Origin of the sequence: Mycobacterium sp. (assembly GCF_052143115.1) — a bacterium.
Classification (GTDB): Bacteria; Actinomycetota; Actinomycetes; order Mycobacteriales; family Mycobacteriaceae; genus Mycobacterium.
Window position 1 is genome coordinate 1 of the sequence record NZ_JBKQTQ010000097.1, and the last position, 7010, is coordinate 7010.

5 protein-coding genes and 1 pseudogene are annotated in these 7010 nt (G+C 68.1%); all 6 read left to right on the forward strand.

Translation table 11 applies throughout. The features are described from left to right. Window positions 1-621: 621 nt before the first annotated feature. A pseudogene (locus ACLQI9_RS10420) lies at window positions 622-1746 on the forward strand (adenylate/guanylate cyclase domain-containing protein); the annotation flags it as partial. Window positions 1747-1816: 70 nt separating this feature from the next. After that, window positions 1817-2038 carry a hypothetical protein gene (locus ACLQI9_RS10425; protein WP_442391645.1) on the forward strand — a complete coding sequence of 74 codons (222 nt, stop codon included), beginning with the start codon at window positions 1817-1819 and terminating at the stop codon, window positions 2036-2038. 106 nt (window positions 2039-2144) lie between these two features. Further along, entirely contained in the window at window positions 2145-3617 is a 1473-nt protein-coding gene (locus ACLQI9_RS10430) for a wax ester/triacylglycerol synthase family O-acyltransferase (protein ID WP_442379064.1), read from the forward strand. A 13-nt stretch (window positions 3618-3630) separates the two neighbouring features. After that, window positions 3631-5502, forward strand: a complete 1872-nt coding sequence (locus tag ACLQI9_RS10435; RefSeq protein ID WP_442379066.1) for a 1-acyl-sn-glycerol-3-phosphate acyltransferase — start codon at window positions 3631-3633, stop codon at window positions 5500-5502. Further along, window positions 5499-5849: a hypothetical protein gene (locus ACLQI9_RS10440; protein ID WP_442391646.1), complete on the forward strand. Its 351-nt coding sequence runs from the start codon at window positions 5499-5501 to the stop codon at window positions 5847-5849. The genes ACLQI9_RS10435 and ACLQI9_RS10440 overlap by 4 nt, the downstream gene beginning before the upstream one ends. Then, window positions 5846-6742, forward strand: coding sequence for a class I SAM-dependent methyltransferase (locus ACLQI9_RS10445; RefSeq protein WP_442378635.1), 897 nt, complete (start codon window positions 5846-5848; stop codon window positions 6740-6742). Before ACLQI9_RS10440 ends, ACLQI9_RS10445 begins: the two co-directional genes overlap by 4 nt. The last annotated feature ends 268 nt before the right edge of the window (window positions 6743-7010 follow it).

Genomic DNA, 7010 nt, shown 5'->3' on the forward strand with positions numbered 1-7010 from the left:
CGTGTGCGTCTGCCCCGACAACGTGCCCGCGGTCAACGACATCGCCTACCGGCATCGTCGAATCAGTCGGCATTCTGTTGGCGGCCGCCGAAAAATCTCCACGCGGGGTAAGCCCATCAGTCCTCACCGAGATGACGTCACACACCAAGAAGCGTCCGGAAGTCCGGCGCTAACTGGCTACCACCGGTCCGCAGCGGCGGCGCGCGGTCGAGGTGGGTAAAACGTCGTCGAACCCGGCTCTCACGGCACAGTTTGGAACACACAGAGCCTCAAGCTAATCAGACCGATTACACCACGCCACGGGGCGCTGCCCACCGCCGCCTCCAACTTGTGATCGGTTGACTGTCCGACGCCGAGCTGCGGCTGCTTGCAGCATTACAGCTGGTCGACGGAAGGTGTACCGCTTCGCCGTAGCTCTGTCGCAACCAGCTCTGGAAGCTGATGGGGGCACCCTCAGCGGGTAGAAATCCTCTATCCACCTGTCTCGAAAACGAGATACGAGCCTCTCAAAACTCTGCGCCGGAATCACCGTGAAACGCCGACGGCTCCTCGTGGAGTGTCCAACCGCCTATCCTTAGAGCACCCTGGAAAGGCTGGGGCCCGGGATCGGCGGAGGGTCGGATGACGGCCATAGCAGCGTGCCGGACGTGTGGCACTGAGCCTCTAGAGAACGCCCGGTTTTGTCACGGCTATGGCTCACCAGTCGACGAAGCAGATACCCGCGCCGAGTACAAGCAGGTGACGGTGCTGTTCGCCGATGTTGTGCATTCGATGGACATCGCCGCGACCGTCGGGCCGGAGCGGCTCCGCGAGATCATGGCCGACCTCGCCGACCGCTGCGCAGCGGTGGTGCAGCGTTACGGGGGGACGGTCGACAAATTCACCGGCGACGGGGTCATGGCGGTGTTTGGCGCACCCGTCGCGTTGGAGGACCACGCCACCCGCGCGTGTTTGGCGGCGTTGGGCGTTCAGGAGGAGGCGAAGCGGCTTGCGGTCGACGTTCGAGACCGCGACGGTGTGGACCTCCAGTTGCGGGTTGGACTTAACTCCGGTGAGGTGATCGCCGGTGAAATCGGTTCAGGACCGTTCGGTTACACCGCGATCGGTGAGCAGGTCGGAATGGCGCAGCGGATGGAGTCGGTCGCCCCGCCGGGTGGGGTGATGCTCAGCGCGTCGACAGCGCGACTTGTAGATGGCGCTGCGACTCTAGGCGAATCTGAGCTGGTTCAGATCAAGGGTGCCGATGAGCCGGTGGCCGCCCGTCGGCTGTTGAGCATCGGGGAACGACCTGCTGTCGGACGTGCTGAGTCGAATCTGGTCGGTCGGCGGTGGGAACTGTCCGCCATCGAGGGCCTGTTGGAGCGTGTCATCGACGGCCACGGCCCGGTGGTCACCGTGGTGGGATCACCTGGTATCGGCAAGAGTCGTCTGGTGCGTGAGGTGGCGGCAATCGCTGCTCGGCGGGGCGTGGAGGTGTTCAACGCCTACTGCGAATCGCACGCCACCGACATTCCTTTCCACGTAGTGGCGCGGCTGCTGCGGGCAGCCTTCGGTGTGCGTGGCCTGGATGCCCAGGCTGCTCGTGATCGAGTGCGCTCTCGGGTGCCGGATGCAGACCCTGAGGACGTGCTGCTTTTCGATGACTTGTTGGGCATCGCCGATCCCGAGGTGGAGCTGCCCAAGATCGATCCGGATGCCCGGCGGCGGCGGTTGACCGCGCTGGTCAATGCCGACTCGTTGGCCCGCCAAGTCTTCCGCGCTGGTCAATGCCGACTCGTTGGCCCGCCAAGTCTTCCACGTTGCCATGCAGGCGGGCGTGCCGGTGGTGCCGATCGTCATCCGCAACGCCGGAGAACTGATGTGGCGTGACGCGAAAACGCTGCGTCGCGTTGTCGTTCGGGTGGTGGTGCACGCACCGATACCGACAACGGGGTGGTCCGTTGCCGACCTTCCGCAGCGAGTGGAACGCGTACGGCAACTATTCATCGACACCCTCGACGACTGGCCGCAACCGCCCCAGGAGCCCTCCGATGCCTAGTCGATCGATACGGGTGGCAAGGCGCTGGCCGGGCATGCCGGCGCGGCCGTGGTGGCCACGCCCCGACGAGCATGCCCCCACATCGGACCTGCACGGGGTGATGTAAATGACCAGGCTCGCGAAAAACAGCGACGCGGTCGCGGTGTGGGGCCAGTCCCCGCGGATGTCGCTCTTGGAAACATTGATCTGGCGGGCGGAGGCAGACCCGCGGTTGCGCAGCACGATCACCGTGGTCGACATCTTGGACCGCGCACCGGATTGGGATCGCCTCGTCAACGCCCACGATTGGGCCACCCGGATGGTGCCGCGTATGCGTCAGCGGGTGATCGAACCGGCATTGCCGGTCGGGCCGGCCGTCTGGGCCGTCGACCCCGACTTCGACCTCAGCTACCACCTGCGCCGGGTTCGGCTACCCGAGCCCGGCACCGACCGGCAGCTACTTGACCTTGCCCAGCAATTGTCGATGACGCCGTTCGACCGCGCCCGGGCACCGTGGGAGGCGACGCTGGTGGAGGGCCTGGCCGGCGGGCGCGCCGCCTATGTGCTCAAGCTGCACCACAGCGCCACCGACGGGCTGGGCGGCATCCAGTTGCTATCGATGCTGCACAGCCGCACCCGCGAGCCCTCGCCGGACAAGCCCCAGCCGCCGCCGCCGGCGCCGCAGCGGCTCAGCCCGCTCGGGCTGCTCGCCGATGAGCTGATCGGGGACGTCCGGCGCGCGCCCGGGGTGGCGGTTCGGCGCGCCGCAGGAGTGCTCGGTTCAGCTGGCCGTGCCCTACGTCGCCCAGACCGCGCTGTGGCGGACTCCGCTCGCCTCGCGCTGTCCGCAGGCCGGGTCTTCGCCGCACCCGCGGCGCGACGATCGCCTTTGCTGCGCGGCCACAGTTTGTCGCGACACTTCGAGGCCCACGAGGTTGCGTTGGCAGACCTCAAGGCCGCCGCGAAGGCGGCCGGGGGCTCGGTGAACGACGCCTACCTGGCCGCGCTGTGCGGCGCGTTGCGCCGATACCACGAATACTTCGACGTGCCAATCGACGCCATCCCCGTCGCCATTCCGGTCAGCCTGCGCGCCAGCGAGGATCCGTTGGGCGGCAACCGCATCGGCGCGGTCAGGTTCGCTGCCCCGATCGGGGAACGCGACCCACGCGAACGAATTCGGCTGATTCGGGAAGTCGTCGGCGGTGCCCGCGCAGAACAGGCGATCGACGTGTTGTCGGTGTTGGCGCCAGCGCTCAACGCGCTACCAACCGGTGTACTTACCGGGCTGATCGAGCACTACACCGGCGGACACGATCTGCAGGCGTCGAATGTGCCGGGCATCGGTCACCCGGTGTACCTGGCCGGAGCGCGAATCACCCACATGTATCCGTTCGGTCCGGTTCCGGGGTGCGCGGTGATGGCCGGGCTGGTCTCGCACAACGGCACCTGCTGTGTTGGGGTCAACCTCGACCCCGCGGCCATCACCGATCCGGCCGTGTTCGCCACCTGTCTGCGGGCCGGTTTCGACGAGGTCGTCGCCCTGCGCCACGACCAAGCTGGCCAGCACACCACGCCGGCCGACGCCCATCCCCAGCCGTGACCCGGAGGCTGTCATGCTCAACCCGCTCGAATCAAAGCCCGTGTCCGCGGCGCTGCACGCGGTGCGCGCACGACTGCCGGCCCGCGACGTGATGCGCCCAGTCGACGCCGACGCCCTGATCGACGACGCGGTGTTCCGGCAGGCGGTGGCCGAGACGGCCACCCACCTCGGCCGGAACGAGTCGGCGGTGCTCGCCGAGGCGATCGCCGCCGCGCAGCAGCTGAACACCGCACTGGACCCGGTCGTGTTGAGCGCATTGCGGTCCATCGGTGACAAGCTGCTCAGCGCCTACGACGTCATCGCCGACGAGTCCGGGCTCGCCCGGCTGCGTGACCTGGACCGCAGGCACTCGCTGGTGTGGCTGCCTTCGCATCGTTCGCAGCTCGATATCTGGCTGATGAACGCCGTGCTGACCGCGCGCGGGTTCTCGCCCACCTTCTGGTTCGGCGGGGCGAACATGAGCTTCTTCCCGCTGGGCCCGCTGGGCCGGCGCACCGGGGTCATCTTCATTCCCCGAAAAGTGGCCGACGACCCGGTGTACCGGCTGGTGTTACGCAGCTACGTGGGCCAGCTCGCGCGAGACCGGGTGAATCTCGCCTGGTCGATCGAGGGCGGCCGCACCCGGACCGGCAAGCTGCGTCCACCCCGTTACGGGCTGCTGCACTACTTCGTCGATGCGGTGAGCGCAGTCGAAGGCCCGGAGGTCCTGTTGGTGCCGGTGTCAATCGTGTACGACCAGCTGCACGAGGTGGCGACCACCACCGCCGAGGCCAGCGGCCTGGTCAAACGTCCCGAGGACTTTCGATGGTTGGTGCGGTTCGCCTGGCAACAGCGCCACCGGCTCGGCCACGCCTACCTCGACGTAGGGGAGCCCATCCCGTTGCGTGAACGCCTGGCCGCCAGCGGCGAAAGCCCCTTCGCTCAAACGCATTTCGTCGAACGGATCGCATTGCAGGTGTGCCACCGCATCAACCGCGCGACCCCGGTCACGCTGACCGCCGCGGTCACGCTGGCGCTGCTTGCCGGGGACCGCGCATTGACCCTGGACGAGGTCATCGACACCATCGAGCCGACCGCGCGCTATCTGCGGCAGCGGCACAGCCCCATTGCGGGAGGCGGCAGCCTCACCGACCGTAACGCGGTTCGGCGCACCCTGGGTGAGCTGCGTCGTTCGGGTGTCGTAAGGGGCCACGACGTCGGCACCGAGCCGGTGTGGACCATCGCGCCCGGGCGCCACCTCGTCGCCGCCTTCTACCGCAATACCCTGATCCACCTGCTGGTCAACCGGGCGATCGCCGAGATGGCGTTGGTTACCGCCGCAGGCTGCGGCGACGACCCGCAGGCGAGTGCGTTCCGCGCTGCGCTGGAGCTGCGCGAACTGCTCAAGTTCGAGTTCTTCTTCGCCGACCGCGAGGAGTTCGGCAACGACATGGCGCAGGAGATGTCGCTCATCGATCCAGACTGGGCGACCCCTGCCCACCGCGATCACCAGAGCAGCGATCCGGCGCGGCGCTGGCTCGAGCACGCCCGTCCGCATTTCGCGCATCTGGTCCTGCGCCCGTACCTGGACGCCTATCACGTCTTCGCCGACCGGCTGGCCGCGCGGGCACCCGACGAGACCATCGATACTGCCGAACTCCTCGACCACTGCCTACGAGTTGGCCAGCAGTGGGCATTGCAGCGGCGGTTGGGCGACGAGGAGTCGGTGTCGCTTGAGCTGTTCCGCACCGCCCTGCGGCTGGCCGGGCACCGTGGTCTCATGGCACCCGACGGACCCGAACTTGCCGAACGACGCAATGCTTTCGCAGCCGAAATTGCCAGGGCCAGTGAACAATTGACGTTAATTTCCGAGATGGCGCACACCACAGCGGCGGATGCATCGTGACCGGCGGTGCCATCGTGACCACGGGCGCGTCTACCGGGTGGCGCGCGCCGCCGGCGCTGCCGCACTGGCCGGGGGCGTCTTGGCGGATGTGCGACCGATCCTGCCGATGCTCGAAGCGGCACAGCACGTGTGCGCCCCAGCTTCCGGGTCATCGCGGCGGCCGCCCGGTCCCGGCCGGACCCGTGGGGGTCGACCGCGTCGACCTTGAGCCCGGCGCCCTGGTGTGGCTACCGCGCCGCTCCCGACGCCAGTTCAGCGCCGGACCCGCCGAATTGCGCTACCGCACCGTGCACCAGCGCCGCGAAGCGCTGGTCCTGCACGCACCTGTCCGGCGGGCTGTGCGATGACCGATGGGCACAACAGCGATCCGTCGCCGACAAGCGAACCGCGGGCCGGGCTGCCGTTGGCGGGTCGCGGTGATGACACCGTGGCGGGTCATTGGCTGTTGGCGCGGCTGGGCAAACGCGTCCTGCGGCCAGGCGGTGCCCAGCTCACCGCCGCGGTGTTGGCCCGCGCCCAGCTGAGCGATGCCGATGTGGTCGAGTTGGCGCCGGGTTTGGGCCGCACCGCCGCAGAGATCATCGCGCACCGACCCCGCTCTTACCTCGGCGTCGAGCAGGATCCCGATGCTGCCCGGGCGGTGCGGGCGATCGTCGGCGCCCACGGAACCGTTGAGGTCGCCGACGCGTCCAGCACCGGATTGGCAAGCGGCAGCGTGGACGTGGTGATCGGCGAGGCGATGCTGACCATGCAGGCCGGCACCACCAAGAATGCGATCATCGCCGAAGCAGCGCGGCTGCTGCGCCCCGGCGGCCGCTACGCCATCCATGAACTCGCCCTGACCCCCGACACCGTGCCCGAGGCCACGAAGGCTGCTATCCGGCAAGCGTTGGCCCGCTCAATCCGGGTCAACGCCCGACCCCTGACGGTGGCCGAATGGCAACACCTGCTCACCGGCCACGGCCTGCTCATCGACCACGTCGAGACTGCGCCGATGGCGCTACTGCAGCTGCGGCGCCTCATCGCCGACGAAGGATTCCTGGGGGCGCTGCGTTTCGCCACGAATCTGCTCACCCACCCTGATGCCCGCCGCCGCGTGCTGGGCATGCGCCACACCTTCCGCCACCACCGCCAGCACCTGGCCGCGGTAGCGGTCATCGCCCACAAACCCGACCCAGCCACCCGACCGGATGCCGAACACGACCGGGGTTCCCGCGACGATGGTGGGAGGATTTCGTGACCACCGAAGCCCCGGCGCAGCGCCCGATAGCCGTCGCGGCTGACCGGCACACGCACGGTGGCCAATGGCTGCAGTGAACCATCCACCGCGGCGCGGTCCACGACGCCTTGTGCGGATCAACCGCAACCACGACCCGATCACCGGATATCCTCGTCACCGCAACCGGCACCAACCTCTCCTTTGCCTCGACACAATTCAAAAGCGAGGAGGGCACACCAACTTTCGGCAACGCAGGCCTCTCTTCAGCCACTCCCCGCAGGGGCGGCGG

Coding starts and splice junctions, on each gene's coding strand:
- ACLQI9_RS10445 (WP_442378635.1), top strand. CDS start 5,846: ATGACCGATGGGCACAACAGCGATCCGTCGCCGACAAGCGAACCGCGG.
- ACLQI9_RS10435 (WP_442379066.1), top strand. CDS start 3,631: ATGCTCAACCCGCTCGAATCAAAGCCCGTGTCCGCGGCGCTGCACGCG.
- ACLQI9_RS10430 (WP_442379064.1), top strand. CDS start 2,145: ATGACCAGGCTCGCGAAAAACAGCGACGCGGTCGCGGTGTGGGGCCAG.